Source organism: Mucilaginibacter myungsuensis (assembly GCF_015222005.1).
GTDB classification, from domain to species: Bacteria; Bacteroidota; Bacteroidia; order Sphingobacteriales; family Sphingobacteriaceae; genus Mucilaginibacter; species Mucilaginibacter myungsuensis.
This window is the reverse complement of record NZ_JADFFL010000005.1, coordinates 174,439-191,824: the sequence shown is the minus strand read 5'-3', so window position 1 is coordinate 191,824 and position 17,386 is coordinate 174,439. Positions and strand designations below refer to the sequence as shown.

Below are 17,386 nucleotides of genomic sequence, written 5' to 3'. Positions count from 1 at the left end.
GGTCATCAAGACATTTATTCGCCGGGTCGCGGGTTGTGATGCGCTGCTTCGTCCGCTTCGTGCTCAATGTCGTCTACAATTTCATGGCTTCTGCCCAGGAACAGAAAGACGATCAGCGCAGTTAGCGCAGTGATGCCGCTGAGGAACCAAAGCGTGGCTGTAAATCCGTTATTATAGCCCTGCAGCAATGTTTCCCTCTGAACGGATGCTGCAATTTCAGAGGCCGCTTTAAGGTCTCCGGTGACCAGGCGCTGCGCTACAGCGCCGGCTTTACTGCCTGCGACCGGACTCAGGTTGGTCCTGATCAGCGCAGAAAGCAGTGCCGTGACGATCGCCAGTGCGACACCTTCACCAGCGACGCGTGAGGTACTGAAAATACCTGTCGCCATTCCCGCACGTTCTTTGGGTACCACGCTGACGGCAAGGCCGTCCATCAGTCCCCATGGCAGGCTGATGCCGACACCGATGGTCAGCAAGGGACCAATTAGTGCAACCGGGGCAGTAGCGATAGTATAACGGCTCAGCCAGTATAAGCCTGCGGCTGACAGAGCAAGGCCCGCCCCGCAGATGGTCGCCGGGGCGAACCAACGGGTCATCAAGCCCGCAATGATAGGAAGGATCAGGAACGGTGCGGATAAGGCGACCATCAATTGCCCGGCGGCTAATTCGGACATGCCCTGGATACCGACAAAACGTACCGGAAGCATGACCAGCAAGGCGACGAACGCAAATGAGGGTGCGATCGCCAGCAGTTGGGCACCGACGAAACGGGGAAACAGGAATAAGGACAGGTCAAGCATCGGGCGTTTTGCCACGCGTTCGACCAGTACGAACAAGCCGAACAGCAAAACCGAACCGGCCAGCAAACAGATCACAAGCGGATGCGACCAGCCGCTTTCCGGCCCCTGAATGATACCGAAAGTGAAGGCAGAAAGCGCGAGTGTAAAACTGATCGCGCCCTTCCAGTCCAGGCCGGAAGCATCTGGATCACGTGACTCCCGCATGAAAACCGCTGCGAACAGCAGCGCTGTTGCTGAAAGCAGCAATACCAGCACAAAGATGGCTTGCCATCCGAAATGGGCGATCAGCCAGCCTGCTGCTACCGGACCGAAGGCCAGCCCGATACCAAAATTGGTACCGACGATACTGAACGCCCGTAAACGGGCTGCGCCGTCGAACTCCTGTGCCAGGGAAGCAAATCCCCCTGCGAACGCGGCTGCCGCGCCAAGGCCCTGCATGGCCCGGAGGATATCGAACGACACGATGTCAACGAAAAACGAAAGGCAGATAGAGAATAAGCCAAATATGCCCAGTCCTGACAATAACAGCCGTTTACGTCCGTAATTATCAGCGAGTGCACCGGCAGCCATCAGCGTGCTGCCGAAGGTCAGCAAAAAGGAGTTGATCGCCCAGTTCAGTTGTAGCGGCGTGCCGCCAAGTGCCCGGCTGATCGTGGGCAGCCCTACGGCGATGCCAGTGAAACAAAAAGGCGTGGCAATGGCTACGCAACAAACGGAGATCAGGACATAGATCCCGCGTGGATCTGGTAATTGTATAGCTTCAGGAGCGTTACTTTTAGCATTCGTGATCATTTGGTCATCATTTTGATTTATGGACGCCAAATTGAAGAAACATGTTGAGCGGCATTTTGCCGTATTGCGGTATTGCTTTGCCGAAATAGTTTTACGCTAATTCTCAAATAACAAAGCCTTTGAGATCCCTGATCCCAAAGGCTTGCGATGCAAAGCATCTATGATTAGTCTGAAAATAGGCTGATCTTTAGTTGAACGATTTCCTGAACTCCAGCGGCGACAGGTTCGTTTTTGCTTTGAACAGTTTGGTAAATGATGAGGGATGCCCGAAACCCAACTCGTAGGCCACTTCACTTACTGTCATAATGGTAGTGGAAAGCTTTTCTTTGGCTTTTTCAATGATCTTCTGATGGATCACCCCTAATGCACTTTGCCCGGTGACCGAACGTACCATGTCGCTTAGATAGCTCGGTGAAACATTCAGTTGTTCGGCGAGGAAATGTACGGTCGGTATGCCGTCACTGAAAGTTTTATCACCGCTCAGGTAACCGTCCAATATGTCATCCATTTTTTGCAGCAGATCATTGTTGACAACCTTTCTCGTGATGAACTGCCGCTTGTAAAATCGGTTCGCATAGTTCAGCAACAATTCGATCTGCGCGATGACCACATCCTGGCTGACCTCGTCGATCCGGCTGTTCAGTTCATCTTCTATATTCTGGAAAATTTGGATGATCGTATTTCTTTCTTTATCGGACAGGTGGAGTGCCTCATTCGTATTGTACGAGAAAAAACCGTATTGTTTGATGGTTTTGGCGACCGGGTAATTCCACAGAAAATCCGGATGGATCAGCAGCGTATACATCGACCAGTTATCTGCCACATCGTAAACGCAAGGGCTGATGACCTGCGTAGGTGCAACGAAGGTCATGCCGCCTTCAGAATAATCGTAATGTCCCTGCCCGTATTTGGACTTACCACTCATACCAATATTTAAGGTAATGCGGTAAAATCCCGAGACAACAGCGCCGGAGAAATTGTTCTTGGGTATCTGATGTTTCGGCCAGTCGATCAGGCTGATCAGCGGATGTGCCGGAACAGGTAAACCATGGTCCCGGTGGATATCCGAGAGTGTTCTCATGTTTACTGTAGCTGTTCTTTCCTTTTTCATGATTCATAAATTTAAAGCATTAACCTTGAATATTTTGCTCGCAGGTTAATATTTACATTTCCTAAACTTATCTGCCGTGGATGTTCGGTCCCTCGATCAGCGCAGCAGGCTTTACTTCTTTTGGCAGTTCATAACCTTCGCTGAAAAGGTAGTTGGCCAGATCAAGCGAGTTATCGGCGGTGTCCCAATGGGTCACTAAACCGTTCTCAATACGTAGCAGGAAAGTTTCTACAGAAGTACCGCCCTGACCGCTTGGCTTGATCCCTTAAAATTCCTCACCATCGTGTTTCCAGTGCAGGTTGACCGTTACCAGGCCTCTATCACCGGCGACATAATGATCGATCAGGTCGACGGTTGGACGAAAAGCCGCGTGAAAGGCTCCGGCAAATGACTTAAGCGTTTCTATTCCTGCTAAGCCGCGACCGGCCGGGCTATTTAGTTTCACATCCGGGTGGATCACGCCATTCCATTGCGCCAAATCATTGTTTGCGAACGCTTTATAGATCTTTAGCGTCAGTTCGTTGTTGTTATTTTCGTTAGCCATGATATTTATGCTTTGTTGTTAACACAAAGGTCTGTACCATATCACATTTCCATTTTGCCATATTGAGGTAATACATTGCCGAATTGAGTCTGGAATGTTTCGATCACGATGATCCAAAGGCAATTAGGGAGAAGCCTCGATTTCGACTGTAATTTATGATCTTGTTGTAAGACGCTATATATCATAAATACAGTGCTGATTTCCTGCATCGATTGCAATAAAGATGAAAAGATGGCAGGATCAAAAGGGATAACTCATCACGCAACCATTGGTAAAATGTATGACAATATCACCTTTAGCTTTTTGGAGCATGCGCTTTTTCAAGTATTTTGTCGTTATTATGCAATTCTCCTTTTTACGCTCGAACCATTAGCCCGCTAAAATTCGGATTGATTTACTTTAAGATCCGTGTTCCACCTGCTAAAGGCCAATTGAACTGTTAACCACGAAACATTCTCCGGATTACATAGAGCAAACGCCTGTTCGCATAATATAATTCTCCTTCAGTAGCACCCAAACTACTTTTGTTCAAGGATTTCGCATAAATCGGTATGGCAGTCATGCCAATTCTGTTCGATATCCAGATTTAACAGCTATTTATTTAATCATTTAAAAAAGAATTAAAATGAAAAAGGCAACAACAATTTTGCTCATCACGTTCCTGGTCATGGGACTTTTCGCAGCATGTTCTTCACCGAAGTATTTCGGCAAAACTTACTCGCCGACGTCAAATGTCGATGTATACCTGGCTAAGGAAGATGTCAAAAAGAATTTCACAACAATGGGAACCACCGACATTGGCAAAGGGTTTGGTTCATTGGAGTCTGCTCAGCAGAAAGTGATCGAGTTAGGTAAAGCTAAGGGCGCAGACGGTGTGATCATGGTACTTACAGAGGAAGTTGTCACTACTTCGCAAACAGGTACCGGAGTGGTCAACCGGACAAAGAAAAAGAACGTTATCGGCACCAATAGTTCAACCTCGACCGATATCAAACAGAAGAAAATTATGGCTACTTTCATCAAATATGAATAAGGTGCCGCTTTAACAACACCTTTAATCGACAGATCGCATGGTCAGAGTATTGACGACTTTCTTTAGAGTGAACAGCAGGAAATTGTTGTTACTCACGGTATTCTCGCTGTTCATCTACGGGTCGTTCTTTATGCTTTCTTACCTGGTCACACCCGAGCGAACACTTAAGAATTTTGCCGGGGAGAATGGACTTGCCTTTGGCATCGCAAGTTTCGTTGTAGAATCTGTAATAACGCACTACGTACTGATCTTCCTAGTTATACTGCCGACCATGCATGGGCAGCGCAGCCGTCATGGGGCAATACTCATCACAGTACTCGCATTTTTTGTAAAGTTTGTGATCGACTATGGCACTTACCTTTTGGATAGCGATATAAGGACCAATGGCAGCAACCGTTTATCGGAGCACTCTATCGGGTGGGTACTGTTCATTTCTTATCTGTTCACCATGGTGAGCAGTCTTTCTGTAGCGATGCTGGTGGAATGGGTAAATAAAAGCAAAGAAAGGATCATCTTGCAGAAGCAACGGACCGAGGCGGAACTTAGTGCTTTAAAACACCAGATCAACCCTCATTTTTTGTTTAACTCGCTAAGCTTTATTTACGGTAAGGTCATCAAAACAGACAGGGAGACCGCCGATTCGGTCCTGATGCTGGCTAATATCATGCGTTACGCCTTGGGGAGCAGTGAAAGTCTTGATGGCAAAGTGAATATCATGGATGAACTTGAACACCTGAAGAATGTGATAGAGATCAATCAGCGTCGTCACGACCATCAATTAAACATCCGCTATGAAGAACAGATAGATGACCAGTCAATAAGTATTCTTCCGCTAGTGCTGATCACACTGGTAGAGAACGCATTCAAGCACGGCGATCTGCATGACCCTGAGCATCCCTTACTGATCAGGGTAAACACCAGTGTCAACGAACTTACTTTTGAGATCGGGAACAAGAAAGGCAAAGGGATCAAGGAACTGTCTAACGGCGTCGGCCTGCAAAACATCAGACAACAGCTGAAGCTGACTTACGGTGAACGCTGTAGCTTTGTGATAACAGACACCGGCTTAACTTTTAGTGTAACTTTACATATAAAATTTCAAGTATGATCGATTGCGTTATTATAGACGATGAGCAGCACGCGATAGATCTGCTTCTTCAACATATCAGCCAGGTGCATTTTCTGCGAGTGGTGGGTACGGCGACAAATCCTGTCAAAGGATTGGCCATGATCACGGATATGAAACCCGGCCTTGTTTTTTTGGACGTGCAGATGCCTCACCTTACCGGGATCGAAATGCTGAAACTGATCAGTAAGGACAGCCATATCATCATGACCACTGCGTACAAGGAATATGCTATTGAGGGTTTTGAACATCAGGTTGTCGATTACTTGCTGAAACCAGTTCAGTTCCTTCGATTTTTAAAGGCCGTGAACCGGCTTTGGACAATACACAGCAGTCTTCGACCGTCAACGGATCAGGATCATTATGTATTTGTCAAAACTGAGCAAAAGGGAAAACTACTTAAGATCGACGCACGCAGGATAACTTATATTGAAGGACTGAGCAATTACGCGATCATCCATATGGATGATCAAAAGAAGATCATTACTTATCTAAAGCTGAAAGAGCTTTCAGAAAGTCTCTCGGCAAGAGGGTTCGTAAGAGTGCATAAATCCTATATCATTTCGCTCAGTCACCTGACAGCAGTTGAAGGCAACATGGTCAGAATTTTGAACGAAGAGCAACCCATAACGATCGGTGAGGCTTACAGGAAGGACTTCTTTGACTTTATTAATACGAAAATGCTATCGTCACCGCCGCCAGATAATAGTGTCAATTAATAATATACTGACATGAACAATCACGTTTAAGAATGCCATGGGCTCGCTTTAACTGCCCTGCGATCATTACAAGACATCTTTGCTGGAACAACATCCAGTGACTACGCTATGCCCGGCCGTGACCGAAGCATCGATCAATTGCCCGATGACATACCACTATAAAATTTATTACAATTAAAAAGACGATTAACTATATGAACACATTAATAAGATACGGGAAAACTAACCTGAAAACAATATTGGCGATTACTTTGATGGCCATAAGTACACTTGATGCATCTGCGCAAAAAGATGTCGTTGTCAACGCTTTTAAGAAGTATGGTCTGGATCAGTCAATATTGGACCCGATGAATTTAAGGTTACCTACAGATCGTACTTTTGAACTTAAAGAGTCGACCACTACCGCTGGTAAAACGAAGGTGCTTATCGCTAATTTCAACCCGGCTGCATCGGGTCGCGAGCAATGGAAAGTTGTTTCTGTTGACGGTAAAACACCCTCCTTGTATGAAAGCAATACTTTCCGCAATGCCAGGGAAAAACCGACCGTTGACAAGGCAGTAGAAACGAGTTTCAAGATCGAAAGCGAAACCGCGGACAATTTGGTGATCAGCTACAAATTGGATGCAGCTTCAATTCCGAAAGATGCAGGATTTTTAAAAGATTGCAGGGCGTCTTTGACGATCGACTTAAAGACCAAAGAACTCCAGCAACAACAGATCATCAATGAAAAGCCGGTCAAGATCGGTCCGCTGACCGCAGATAGATTTCAGATCACAACGAACTATTCATTTGATAAGATAAGCAAGCGATATCTACCACTGAAAGATGCCCTTAACATGGAAGCGAAATTTTTGGGTAGAGCGGTTACTACACAGGTAGAAACCGTTTATTCCAATTATTCCAATGCTCGTTAGAAAAAATACTTCTTCGTACGAATAATATTTGCGCCAGTACTGACCCGATGCCGCCATATGGACATCGGGTTAGCTGGCTTATATCGGAAGGGCTCAGTTTGCTTTAAGCCCAGCGATCCGACCATTGGTAAATTCCGAAGGTTGTTACTACAAAATATCAAGATCCCGGGCTACGAAGTAGCTTGGCACTAAAGGACGGAAACCTGTTCTATTGCGCAGTTTGGAAATATCCTGCACGCCCTGGAACGGATCGTCAAGCGGGCCCTCATCAATACCAAAAGTTCCTTCCATCTGGCCGACAGAATGAGCCAGCTCATATAACGTTATCGGGGCATCGTCGGCCACGTTAAATATCTCTCCGTCCAGGCCTTCGGTGTTCAGCAGTAGGATCAGCGCCTGTGCAACATCGAGATGATGTACCATGTGCATGCGTGAGCCTGAATGCATCTTGAGCTTGCCAATGTAAGGAATGATCTCTGCGATGTGCGGGTCGTTGTCACCGTAAACGAAGCCAAGCCGCAGCACACGAACGTCAAAACTCTGGTTTTGGTGCATACTGATCAACTCCCTTTCTGCGGCTATCTTGCTGGAAGCGTAAGCACGCGGGTCATTGATGTCTACTTGTTCATCTTCTCTTGCTGGCCGACGATAACCTGAACCATACACATTGGAGGTGCTGGTAAATACAAAACGTTTGACACCCGCTTCCTGCGCGGCCTGCGCCAACGCGATACTACCTTCACGATTGGTCTTTATAATACCATCGTTATCTGTAAAGGTACGGAACAGTGCGGCGAGGTGGATCACCGCATCCATCCCCGCTACCGCAGGTGGCAAGGTCGATGGTTCATACAGATCACCGGTAATGGCTTTTGCACCAAGTCCGATCAATTCTGTTGCTTTCGATCTGTCCCTTACCAGTATAGATACGTCATAGCCTTTGGCTAAAAGGCGCGGCACCAAACGACTGCCTACTTTCCCTGTTGCTCCCGTTACTAAAATTTTCATTTTGAATGATTTATTGTTACAGAGCAAAGTTGCATGCAAAAAGCCTGGTTGACCAATCAGTATCAAACCGATAATTATGATTTTCAAACCTTACGGAAGCTGTTCGGCGTGCTGCCGGTGAGTCGCTTGAAATAATTATTAAAATAGGCGGGATAATCAAAGCCAAGTGCATAGGATATCTCGGCCACACTCCAGTCGCTATGCTGTAATAGCGCTTTAGCTTCGGCAATAATTCTCGCCGCTATATGCGCGGAAGTAGATCTGCCGGTAATTTCTCTGACAGACCTGTTGAGGTAGTTGACGTGTATAGTGAGATGACTGGCGTAATCATGCGGGCTGCGTAACCTTAACGGTTCGTTGCTCCGTTCTATAGGGAACTGTCTTTCGAGCAGGTCGGTGAATAAATGCGCAATTCGGCTTGCGCCATTCCTGAACGTTAGGGTTGCCTGTGCAGGCTGGATACGCAGCGCTTCGTGAATGATTAGCGAAATGCTGCTTCTGATCAGATCGCCTTTGTAAAGGTAGTCGCTTTCGTAAACAGCCAGCATTTTCTCGAACAGACTGGTCATAAAGATGGCTTGTTCGGCATTCAGGGCTACTACAGGATTGCCGCCGATCCTGAAAAGCGGAGAATCTTGAAGCTCTCGACCGTTAAGGAAGGTTTCGGTAAAGATACAGGCATAACCACTCGTACGGTTGATACGCCGGACAAGAGCATGCGGTACACGTGGGTTAACGAAAAAAAGAACCGTCCCTTTGATGTCGAGTAGCCGGCCACCATAATCGATGGTCATGTCCCCATCGACAAAACCCATTTTGTAGAAGTCACGCCGTCCGGCTCTGACCGGTACCTCTGTTGAGGCAGGAATGGCATGAACCTTAAAACCTTTTAGTCTCAGGTCGGCCAGATCTAATCCTGGAATTTCTGTGTTTTCGGGTTTTGACATCTACCAAAGTTACTAAAATCAATTTTTTCCCACCCGGCATTTTGAGTGCACCAAAAAGCGTGATAAATGTCACGCTCAAATTGCGTCAAACTACTTCGTTTCAGCGTTGCCGTTGCTTGCAATTTTGTGTCATGCACTTCACGAGAAGGTGCACATTATTTAACAACAATAATTGAACATATGAAAACGAGCACAGGCAACAACGCCACTTTATTCTATCAGGATGCAAGCTCCATGGCCGAAATGATCCGGAAAAAAGAGATATCGCCGGTGGAGGTAGTGAAAGGACACCTTGACCGGATCGCAGCCATCGACCCTGACATCAATGCCATCGTAGCCATCGCGGATACCGCGATCGACGAAGCAAAAAAGGCCGAAGCAGCGGTATTGCGCGGCGATGAATTAGGCCCTCTGCATGGTGTACCTTTTACCGTTAAAGACTCCATCGACACGGCAAATATCCTTACCCAACGAGGTTCACCTATCTTTGAAGGTCGTATTCCAAGCGAAGACGCTACCAGCGTGTCACGTATGAAAAAGGCAGGTGGCATTTTATTGGCCAAGACGAACTTACCTGAGTTTTCTTATTGGATAGAAAGTGATAACCTGCTGTCGGGCAGATCAAATAACCCCTGGGATCTGACCAGAACACCGGGCGGCTCCAGTGGTGGTGAGTCCGCTGCGATAGCGGCCGGAATGTCACCATTAGGATTGGGAACAGATCTGGCGATCTCGGTCCGTGGCCCGGCCGCACAAACAGGTATCGTTTCGCTCAAAGCGACCCATGGTCGTATCCCTATGACCGGCATATGGCCGAGAGCACCCCGCCGTTTCTGGCATGTCGGTCCTATGGCGAGGAGTATTCGCGACCTTTCCCTGGCCTTTTCACAATTAGCAGGACCGGATGGTTTCGATGCTTACTCGTCCAATGCTGTAAATTTCAACGGCGGCATCGCTCAGTATCCATATCGGCCATTGCGTATCGGCTGGATGGTCGGCCCGGGGTTTGGGCCGGTGGATGCAGAAGTCGCAGCCACCGTTAAAGCCGCTGCCGAAGCGTTGCAAAACCTTGGACTTTTTGTGGAAGCCGTTGGCATACCAGCTTTGGAAAGAGACTTTGCGCTGGACGTTTTCAATCGCATACACGTCATGGAAATGAAACCTGCATTCCGCGAGGCTACTGCCGGTCAAAGCGATGATGAAATCTATAAAATGGCCAAAACGATGCTCTCCCTACCAGATACCAATATGGCTGATTACATAGATGCCGAACAGGCGGCAGAACGCATCCGGGATGGGTATGCTGCATACTTCCAGCATTATGATGCGCTGATAACGCATGTATTGCCAATATCAGCCCACAAACATGGTGAATCTGAATTTGTGATCGACGGCCAAACGGTTGATGCAACCTATTTACAGGGCGCAACAGTGCCGTTGAACGTGACTGGTTTGCCGGGTATCTCTATGCGGTTCGGAACAAGTAAAGAGGGATTACCCATCAACGTACAGATCGTAGGAAACTGGTTAGCAGAACCTACCATCCTGTATATCGCCTCATTGTTAGAAAGCGTCAGTACGGTACGTGATCTGCACCCGAATTTGTAAAATATCGGCATCTGCGCCTTTAAGCGTTCATTGGATTCAGTAAACCCTCCGGCTTAAACCGAAGGGTTTTTCGCGCGCTTTACAAAATCTTTTCGAATTCGGCTCAGCGTTTCCCTGGAGATACCCAGATAAGAAGCAACCATGTGTAAAGGGACTTTATTGAAGACCTTTGGATATGTTCTTTGAAATTCGAGGTATCGTTCTTCAGCGGGGCTGCTGATCAGCGAAAAAATGCGTCTTTGACTCGTTTCAAACGCTTTCGCATTCAAACGGTCATAAAATAGTTTAAACGGCGGGATATCGTTCATCAGCTTTTCCCAGTCATCTTTATGCCAGATGATCAGCGTGCTGGCTGATAATGCTTCGATGTTATAATCAGATGGTGTGTCGTTGTTATAACTTTCAGGATCTGTCATCCACCAATGCTCAACGCCAAAACGAACCGTATGGTCGGTGCCATTCTTATCGTAACGATAGAGCCTGCAACACCCGTCAGCAATAAAGCACATGGATCTCCAAACTTCGCCATCGTGCAGAACTGATTGCCATTTGCGGATCTTTTTTATTTGCGCAGCCTGTTCGATCCGAGCCATTTCCTCGTCGGAGACCTCAGCAAACCCGCGCAGATATTTTTCAAAGACCTCGAACATACCCTCAAAAATAAACAATAGGTTGAGACCCGGAAATGATTATGAACTTAGATATACTTTATCAAAGCGAACAATTCAGGCAAAGAAACTGATCGGCATGCGCCTGACCGGCTTTGTATTACTTTATAAAAAGCTCTCTACATCAGTTAGTTGATAATTAGTTTCAATACAGGTGGCCGTTTCAGTGTATCATGTATCATAACAATTATATAATACGGGCTTATCATCAGAAAAGTAGCACTACTTATTTACAAACTAAAGTATCGCTTCCTGAACAAGAACTTTTTGTTCGGCCACCGTCCGGTACATGTGTCCCCACTCCGCCATAGCGTTGATCAGATCGTGCATCGTTTTCCCGAGATCGGTGGTATGGTACTCCACTCTGGGAGGTACTTCAGGATAGATCACCCTTGCTATGATGCCATCATTTTCCAGTTCCCGCAATTGTGCAACCAACATACGTTCGGATATTCCCTCGATCGACTTCTTAAGTTCGTTATAACGCATTGTTCCGTGCATCAAACGGCACAAAATAGCCGGTTTCCAGCGACCACCCATGATCCGCATTGTGTTAGCCATTCCACAGCTGTCGGTTATCCGTTTTTCATTTATGAAATTTGTTGAAGCTTCTTTTCTCATACTTACTTTTTTGTTAGTACCTAACAATTTATGATCTACTTACAAATATAAAAGGTTGCTCGTACGTTTGTCCATTATTTCATAAAAACAAAAATTGTCATGAAAAATTTAACGAATAAAGTAGCGTTAGTGACCGGGGGAAGCCGCGGTATAGGAGCTGCTATAGTAGAACGTTTAGCAGCCGATGGAGCCAAAGTAGCTTTCACTTATACAAGCGATAGCTCTTCAGAAAAAGCAAGTGCGATAGTTGCCGGGATAAATGCGGCGGGTGGCCGGGCTTTGGCGATAAAAGCCGATAGCCGTTACCCCGATGAGGTAACCGGCGCTGTAAGTGCAACCGTAAAGGAATTCGGCAGCTTAGATATTTTGGTCAGTAACGCGGGCATATTTATAGCCAAAGATGTCAGCGAACTGAGCTTAAGCGACTATGACGAACTGATGGATATCAATGTCAAGGCGGTATACGTAGCGACTTTGGAAGCCATTAAACATCTTAAAGCAGGTGGTAGGATCATTACTATAGGTAGCAATATGGGAGATAATGCGATCATGCCTAAAACACTTTTATATACCATGAGTAAATCGGCACTTCAAGGTTTCACCCGGGCACTGGCCCGCGACCTTGGGCCAAAAGGTATTTCTGTAACGCTTGTTCAGCCAGGACCGACCACTACCGATATGAATCCTGATAATACGGAGTTCTCAGACTTCTTGCGCTCAAGAATGGCCTTACCAGAGTATGGGACGGCCCAAAACATTGCCGCATTAGTGGCATTCCTGGCGGGTGAAGAAAGCAAATATATTACCGGCTCATTCCTCACCGCGGACAGTGGCTTTAATGCCTGATCGCCAATATTCGATCCCCTGTCGTTAAATTATACACATGGAACCAAAAATTGCTGACCCTCGCCGCTGGATGGCACTGGCGGTGTTACTGACCGGCACATTATTGCCACCGCTTGATTTTTTTATCGTTAATGTAGCGCTGCCCGCTATCCGTACGGATCTGCGTGCATCCGCAGGCGATTCCCAACTGGTCGTATCGGTCTACGCCGCTGCATATGCCGTTACGTTGATATTGGGTGGCCGGTTAGGAGATATCTACGGCAGAAAGCGGGTGTTCATTTTTGGAATGATAGGCTTTGGGATTGCATCTGCTGTATGTGGTTTTGCACCATCGCCGGCAGTATTGGTAGCCGGCAGGTTATTACAAGGGGTGGCGGCAGCCATCATGGGACCTCAATCGCTGGCATCCATTCATGCTATTTTTCCTGCGGAAGAAAAAAACCGGGCATTGAGCTTTTACGGTGCAACTTTCGGACTGGCATCTGTAGCCGGACAGTTGTTGGGCGGTGTGCTGGTTTCTGCGGACCTGTTTGGTATGGGCTGGCGAAGTGTATTCCTCATTAATTTGCCGGTAATACTTCTTGCCATACCAGCCGCATCTTTTTTACTTAAGGAGAATCGTGCTGAGAGATCTGCTATATTGGACATTCCGGGTGCAGTATTGCTCGCAGCAGGATTATTGGCATTTATTCTTCCGCTCATCGAGGGACGCGAAAATCACTGGCCGTGGTGGTGCAGGATCCTTCTGATAACAAGTGTGCCTTTACTGTTAGCATTCTGGCATTACGAAAGAAATATAGAATCAAAAGGTGCCTCGTCATTAATCTATCCGTCTTTATTCATGAAAAGCCGGTTACGTAAAAATTTAGCTGCGGCGTTCTTTTTTTATGCACTGGCGTCGTTCTTCCTGATCTTTGCTGTATATGAGCAGGGTGCCCTGGGTCGCGACACACTGGCGATTGGCTTAACCATTTTGCCGCTCGGGGTAGGCTTTTTTCTGGGTCCATGGTGTAATCCATTTATTGTTAGTCGGCTTGGTTCACGTACAGCAGCATTTGGAATGATCATAGAAGTCATCGGACTTATCTTCATTACAGTTTTTTCCCTGAAGGGTAGTACATCATATCTTTTTCTACCGCTTTTTTTAATAGGACTTGGACAAGGTATTGCTATCCCGGCATTGGTGCGCTTGAACGTAGACCAGGTCGATCCTCGTTTTTCAGGATTGGCGGCAGGCTTGGTGAGCGCCACTTTTCAAATCAGTGCTGCTGTCTTCGTGGCGCTTATCGGTGGGCTTTTCTTCACGCTTGCACCCTATGGCGCAAGCGCGGGGGAAATTCAATTTGCCTTTGGTATAGCTACTGCAGCTATCGGGATTTCTTTGGGCGTGGCAGCGGTACTTTGCTGGAACGATAAAAGAGAATTAACATAACAGTCAAATTCTTTATCCCAATTAAAAATCACTGCAACGGGGTAAAACAATGTATAAAGAACGGCACTAATTTCGTCCGCCGAATCGATCCTTTTTTAATTTAGAAAACCGCCGCATTTAACAGAGGCGGTTTTCTAGTTAAATTATCCAGTTACATTTAACGACTCAATAAACCCGTCCTTTAGACCCAAATGAAATTTCAACACGATCGGGCTGCCGGGAAATGTGCCTGATACCTCTGCGGTTAGCATGCCATTGGAACCCGACTCATCGTATTGAAGCGGTTTCATGACGGATCGATATCGCTCATTAGCGTCTTCGATCCATGCCCGTATTTCTTCTTTACCAGTATGGACCTTGCCTTCGTCATGAACGGTGGCGGTCTCAGTAAAACACTCCGTGTAAGCCTCGCTGTCGTAAGTGTTCTGCGTCTCTATAAATTTTGCTACTAATTGTGGTATTTCCATGATCTTGATATATCCTAATTTAAATGGTGGGCACAGTTCCGCCGTCAATAACGAAATTTGTTCCGGTTAAATAATTGGCTCTTGGTGAAACCAGAAAGCCAACCAGTTCGGCTACTTCTTCCGGTTCGGCCGGCCTGCCAAAAGGTATACCACCCAATGCGTCCATGACACCTTGCTGAGCTTCTTCTACTGTACTATTTGCATTTCTGGCAATCTCGCCCAACCAGGCTACCGATGCTGACGTATTGATCCAACCTGGAGAAACGGTCAGCACGCGGACACCTTTCGGCGTAACTTCTTTTGATAGACTTTTACTGTAATTGATCAATGCTGCTTTTGAAGCTGCATACGGCAAAGTGGAATCATAAAGCGGCAAAATACCCTGGATGGAGGCGATGTGGATGATAACACCGCTTTTCCGCCCGATCATTTGCGGTAAAAATCCCCTGTCAAGCCTGACAGGAGCCAGTAAATTAGCTTGGAGGGTAGATAGCCAATCCTCATCGTTTAAGGTGGAGAAACCACCGGCAGGTGTTGATGATCCACCAAGGTTGTTGATCAGGATATCCAGCCTGCCATAGGCCACAAGCACTTGACTGATCACTTTCTGCGCATCCTCTGCCTTACTCAGATCGGCAGGGATAAACTGCAGGCCGCTGTTTTCCTTTTCAGGAGCATTCCTTGCAGTTATAATTACCACTGCACCAGCCTGGAGCAGCCTTTCTGCGATCGCTTTTCCGGCGCCTTTTGTACCTCCTGTTACCAGGGCGATCTTTCCGGATAGTTCATTGTCGTAATTGATTTGCTCTTTCATATATTTTATTGTTTATGCAAATCTCAGCAGTACATCGATACCATACAATTACGGGCTTACGAATCGAATAGGGATAAATTTGTCCGTATTGCTCACATTTAAAGGCTGTTGTATATTTGTAATTATGTACGTAAAAAAAATCGCCCCGTCTCTCAATTGCGGTCTTGACCTGATCGGTGAAGTGCTGTATGGCAAATGGAAGATCCGTATCCTTTGGTTCATTCATGAAGGCCACTTGCGGCCCAGTGAATTGCAGAGGAAAATTCCGGACGCAACACGGCGGGTACTTAACGTTCAGCTAAAGGAACTTGAAGACCATGAGTTGGTGACCAGAACTATATATCCGGTAATGCCGCCGAAGGTAGAATACCATCTCACCGGCTTTGGCAAAACACTCATCCCGTTGATCCGTTCTATTGGCCTTTGGGGCGACGAACACCAGGAGCGACTGCGAAGGGTCATTCTAAAACAGAATGCACTATCAGTAACCGAATCGGAAGTTGATGAGATATTAAGCTGAAAATCCTGTTTCTTTTTTGATGAGGTCGCAAAGATATTTTGCCAAAAAGGATTTTCCGGATTAATGGAGAATAAGTTTAGGTTTTTGCTAAGTATCTGATCTGCTTGATCGTGGCACTATTAGTGTGCTGTCTATCACGGCGGTATATTGCCGCCAACGAACCTTTCTATAAAATCGATCAAATGGAAAATTTAGCGTTACTGGCCCAATTCGAGGCTAAACCCGGTAAAGAACAGCAAGTTGCTGAGTTCCTTAAAAGCGCTTTGCCTTTGGCGGAAGCTGAACTAGGAACCATTCGCTGGTATGCACTTCAGATCGGATCTTCTACCTTCGGCATATTCGATACATTTGCTGATGAGGCCGGCCGGGACGCTCACCTCGGCGGTGAGGTCGCCAAAGCATTAATGGCTAGCGCAGACGAACTACTCGTTTCCACACCAGTGATCGACAAAGTAAATATACTGGCTTTTAAGTGATCCAAAATTACAAAAGCCCGCGGTGACCAAAGGCCGTCATTCGACACCCACCGCCAATATCACAATAACGGATAAGATCAGATCGGATGATTCCGGTGATCCCGGTAAATTATACGGGTTCGAACAGTAAAGGGTCGTTGTGATCAATTTTCCATGATCAACGGCCCTTTATTTTAAGGTACAAAAGCATTTATTTCAATAAGGTTCTTATGTACAATCACCGACCAACAGACAGGCTTGAATATTTTAGCGATGCTGTTTTAGCGATCGCGGCAACATTACTCGCTACAGAACTGCCTAAACCAGCTGGCGGAACTGATCTGCTAGCAGCGATCTTTAAGAACTGGCCTCATTATGCTGCATTCGCCGCATCTTTCCTGTTCATATGCGTTGCCTGGTCCAACCATCACAACATGTTCATTTATATCAAACGTACAGATCAGTACCTGCTCCTATTGCATATTTTGTTTTTGATGTTTGTTACGCTCCAGTCTTTCACTACAGGATTATTGGCACGGCATGTGGGCAGACCAGACGAACGAACTGCGGCATTGATTTATCATACAACATTAGTGCTGATGACCTTATTTTATAATTGCGTGTGGTGGTATGCGACCAGAAAAAAAGGACTTTTAGAAGAAGACACAGATCCGGAGCTTATCAAATTGCTGACAAAAGAATATGCCATTGCACCTGCACTACATTTAGCTGCCTTAATTATTGCTATTTGGAATGTGCCTTTAAGTATTATTCCTATTGTGTTATTATACATCTATTTTGCGCTACCTCGGTTCAGTGAAAGGAAGATCATGGAGAGGAATAAGGCGATAAGGTTATTTAAGCTAGGAGATGATCCTAGCCACGGTGAAAAAAATTATGTCGCCACTTTTAGGACCATTTAATATCTTCGAATAAAAGGGAAAGCCTGTATCGTAACGTA

At 46.4% G+C, this 17,386-nt stretch carries 20 protein-coding genes; 10 read left to right on the top strand and 10 right to left on the bottom strand.

The genetic code is table 11. The features are described from left to right. Nucleotides 1–14 precede the first annotated feature (14 nt). From IRJ16_RS14370 to IRJ16_RS14360, 4 genes are all read right to left on the bottom strand, one after another. On the bottom strand, nt 15–1,592 hold the full coding sequence (locus tag IRJ16_RS14370) for an MFS transporter (protein ID WP_194112298.1): 1,578 nt from the start codon (nt 1,590–1,592) through the stop codon (nt 15–17). A gap of 187 nt (nt 1,593–1,779) precedes the next feature. Next, nucleotides 1,780–2,673: a helix-turn-helix domain-containing protein gene (locus IRJ16_RS14365; RefSeq protein ID WP_228080166.1), complete on the bottom strand. Its 894-nt coding sequence runs from the start codon at nt 2,671–2,673 to the stop codon at nt 1,780–1,782. A gap of 97 nt (nt 2,674–2,770) precedes the next feature. Then, the gene (locus tag IRJ16_RS23040) at nt 2,771–2,899 is read right to left on the bottom strand and encodes a hypothetical protein (RefSeq protein ID WP_262893668.1); all 129 of its coding nucleotides are present in this window, start codon (nt 2,897–2,899) and stop codon (nt 2,771–2,773) included. 69 nt (nt 2,900–2,968) lie between these two features. After that, on the bottom strand, nt 2,969–3,247 hold the full coding sequence (locus IRJ16_RS14360; protein ID WP_194112296.1) for a nuclear transport factor 2 family protein: 279 nt from the start codon (nt 3,245–3,247) through the stop codon (nt 2,969–2,971). Between the two features lie 625 nt (nt 3,248–3,872). On the opposite strand from IRJ16_RS14360, the gene IRJ16_RS14355 reads away from it, so the two are divergent. The 4 genes from IRJ16_RS14355 (at nt 3,873) to IRJ16_RS14340 (ending at nt 7,039) form a co-directional block, all read left to right on the top strand. Then, a complete protein-coding gene (locus IRJ16_RS14355) occupies nt 3,873–4,280 on the top strand; it encodes a hypothetical protein (protein ID WP_228080164.1) in 408 nt (135 codons plus the stop codon). A 37-nt stretch (nt 4,281–4,317) separates the two neighbouring features. After that, the gene (locus IRJ16_RS14350; protein WP_194112295.1) at nt 4,318–5,388 is read left to right on the top strand and encodes a sensor histidine kinase; all 1,071 of its coding nucleotides are present in this window, start codon (nt 4,318–4,320) and stop codon (nt 5,386–5,388) included. Beyond that, entirely contained in the window at nt 5,385–6,125 is a 741-nt protein-coding gene (locus IRJ16_RS14345) for a LytR/AlgR family response regulator transcription factor (RefSeq protein ID WP_194112294.1), read from the top strand. The genes IRJ16_RS14350 and IRJ16_RS14345 overlap by 4 nt, the downstream gene beginning before the upstream one ends. Before the next feature lie 194 nt (nt 6,126–6,319). Beyond that, a complete protein-coding gene (locus IRJ16_RS14340) occupies nt 6,320–7,039 on the top strand; it encodes a hypothetical protein (RefSeq protein ID WP_194112293.1) in 720 nt (239 codons plus the stop codon). A gap of 147 nt (nt 7,040–7,186) precedes the next feature. Here the strand turns inward: IRJ16_RS14340 and IRJ16_RS14335 are convergent, their stop codons facing one another. Together IRJ16_RS14335 and IRJ16_RS14330 are read right to left on the bottom strand one after the other, a co-directional pair. Next, the gene (locus IRJ16_RS14335) at nt 7,187–8,047 is read right to left on the bottom strand and encodes an NAD-dependent epimerase/dehydratase family protein (protein WP_194112490.1); all 861 of its coding nucleotides are present in this window, start codon (nt 8,045–8,047) and stop codon (nt 7,187–7,189) included. 83 nt (nt 8,048–8,130) lie between these two features. Then, nucleotides 8,131–8,841: a helix-turn-helix domain-containing protein gene (locus IRJ16_RS14330; protein WP_228080162.1), complete on the bottom strand. Its 711-nt coding sequence runs from the start codon at nt 8,839–8,841 to the stop codon at nt 8,131–8,133. 333 nt (nt 8,842–9,174) lie between these two features. Between IRJ16_RS14330 and IRJ16_RS14325 the strand changes: the two genes are divergently transcribed. Next, nucleotides 9,175–10,602 (top strand): amidase, encoded by a 1,428-nt coding sequence (locus IRJ16_RS14325; RefSeq protein ID WP_194112291.1) that lies wholly within the window; start codon nt 9,175–9,177, stop codon nt 10,600–10,602. Between the two features lie 53 nt (nt 10,603–10,655). On the opposite strand, the gene IRJ16_RS14320 is transcribed toward IRJ16_RS14325, so the two are convergent. Further along, the gene (locus IRJ16_RS14320; RefSeq protein ID WP_194112290.1) at nt 10,656–11,252 is read right to left on the bottom strand and encodes a Crp/Fnr family transcriptional regulator; all 597 of its coding nucleotides are present in this window, start codon (nt 11,250–11,252) and stop codon (nt 10,656–10,658) included. 255 nt (nt 11,253–11,507) lie between these two features. Then, entirely contained in the window at nt 11,508–11,831 is a 324-nt protein-coding gene (locus IRJ16_RS14315; protein ID WP_228080160.1) for a winged helix-turn-helix transcriptional regulator, read from the bottom strand. A 159-nt stretch (nt 11,832–11,990) separates the two neighbouring features. On the opposite strand from IRJ16_RS14315, the gene IRJ16_RS14310 reads away from it, so the two are divergent. Together IRJ16_RS14310 and IRJ16_RS14305 are read left to right on the top strand one after the other, a co-directional pair. Further along, complete coding sequence (locus tag IRJ16_RS14310) at nt 11,991–12,737, top strand: SDR family NAD(P)-dependent oxidoreductase (RefSeq protein WP_194112288.1); 747 nt, start codon at nt 11,991–11,993, stop codon at nt 12,735–12,737. Nucleotides 12,738–12,774: 37 nt separating this feature from the next. Further along, nucleotides 12,775–14,169: an MFS transporter gene (locus tag IRJ16_RS14305; protein ID WP_194112287.1), complete on the top strand. Its 1,395-nt coding sequence runs from the start codon at nt 12,775–12,777 to the stop codon at nt 14,167–14,169. A 143-nt stretch (nt 14,170–14,312) separates the two neighbouring features. Here IRJ16_RS14305 and IRJ16_RS14300 read toward each other — a convergent pair whose 3' ends face one another. Together IRJ16_RS14300 and IRJ16_RS14295 are read right to left on the bottom strand one after the other, a co-directional pair. After that, on the bottom strand, nt 14,313–14,636 hold the full coding sequence (locus IRJ16_RS14300) for a nuclear transport factor 2 family protein (protein ID WP_194112286.1): 324 nt from the start codon (nt 14,634–14,636) through the stop codon (nt 14,313–14,315). A 19-nt stretch (nt 14,637–14,655) separates the two neighbouring features. Then, entirely contained in the window at nt 14,656–15,450 is a 795-nt protein-coding gene (locus IRJ16_RS14295) for an SDR family oxidoreductase (protein WP_194112285.1), read from the bottom strand. 124 nt (nt 15,451–15,574) lie between these two features. Here IRJ16_RS14295 and IRJ16_RS14290 point away from each other — a divergent pair, with 124 nt between their 5' ends. The 3 genes from IRJ16_RS14290 to IRJ16_RS14280 all read left to right on the top strand — a co-directional run bounded on the left by IRJ16_RS14290 (nt 15,575) and on the right by IRJ16_RS14280 (nt 17,348). Continuing rightward, nucleotides 15,575–15,970 carry a winged helix-turn-helix transcriptional regulator gene (locus tag IRJ16_RS14290; protein WP_194112284.1) on the top strand — a complete coding sequence of 132 codons (396 nt, stop codon included), beginning with the start codon at nt 15,575–15,577 and terminating at the stop codon, nt 15,968–15,970. Nucleotides 15,971–16,152: 182 nt separating this feature from the next. Next, nucleotides 16,153–16,446 carry a putative quinol monooxygenase gene (locus IRJ16_RS14285; RefSeq protein ID WP_194112283.1) on the top strand — a complete coding sequence of 98 codons (294 nt, stop codon included), beginning with the start codon at nt 16,153–16,155 and terminating at the stop codon, nt 16,444–16,446. Nucleotides 16,447–16,655: 209 nt separating this feature from the next. Beyond that, nucleotides 16,656–17,348, top strand: a complete 693-nt coding sequence (locus IRJ16_RS14280; protein ID WP_194112282.1) for a TMEM175 family protein — start codon at nt 16,656–16,658, stop codon at nt 17,346–17,348. The last annotated feature ends 38 nt before the right edge of the window (nt 17,349–17,386 follow it).